The organism is Pseudoalteromonas sp. TAE56, assembly GCF_000497955.1.
In the GTDB taxonomy this organism is placed as follows: Bacteria; Pseudomonadota; Gammaproteobacteria; order Enterobacterales; family Alteromonadaceae; genus Pseudoalteromonas.
Map to the genome: position 1 here is coordinate 1 of NZ_AUTN01000081.1, position 693 is coordinate 693.

Genomic DNA, 693 nt, shown 5'->3' on the forward strand with positions numbered 1-693 from the left:
AAAACCGTCCAAGCCACGCAGTGGCTGATGCAACATGCACTTGTTAAGCATTTGCCTCAGCGCTCCAATCCTTGAACCACTCTACGGGCAAGTTAACAGTCTCAAAATCTAGCTGCTGTAGCTGTGATGATGGGTATGTATTTGCTAGGTAGAGATCCCATTGCGTTTCAATGTCAGCAAGAATAGGCATAACCTTCTCAATTTCTTCCGACACATCAACATCATTATATTTATTCCAAAACCGTTCACACCACTCAGAAATTTGTTTATGAGTGTATGGCGATTGATCTGGCTTTTGACCATAAGACAGCAAGACTAATAAGTTTTTCCTGCTGTATTCAAGTTCGATAGGTACACTCAATTTCATAATGATGCTTAACTCTTAACATATGGGGATTTTATGAGCGTTGTTGGCCGAAGGCCAGCGAGTAAAATTCCCACCATGATGTTTTTGTTATGTGCAACATGCTAACAGTTGCTTTTGTAATTCAGTATTTTCACAACCGATAATGTCTAAACCGATGACAACTGACTTTTCAGAGTAAACAAGCATAACTGTATATGCCTTATCACCTGTGGGAAAAGTATCTTCCAGTTTTTCATTTTCTGAGGTTGTAAAACATATTGTGAATGCTGAATCGTCAGAAGCGAAGGACTCACATGATTTAATTTTCAAACCTTTTAGCTGATCAG

2 protein-coding genes are annotated in these 693 nt (G+C 39.1%); both read right to left on the reverse strand.

The window, feature by feature from the left end; translation table 11 throughout:
• Window positions 1-43: 43 nt before the first annotated feature.
• Window positions 44-367 carry a hypothetical protein gene (locus L656_RS0108385; protein ID WP_024598870.1) on the reverse strand — a complete coding sequence of 108 codons (324 nt, stop codon included), beginning with the start codon at window positions 365-367 and terminating at the stop codon, window positions 44-46.
• Between the two features lie 87 nt (window positions 368-454).
• Window positions 455-693, reverse strand: a 239-nt coding sequence (locus L656_RS1000000123325) for a hypothetical protein (protein ID WP_024598871.1), incomplete at its 5' end; no start/stop codon positions are given.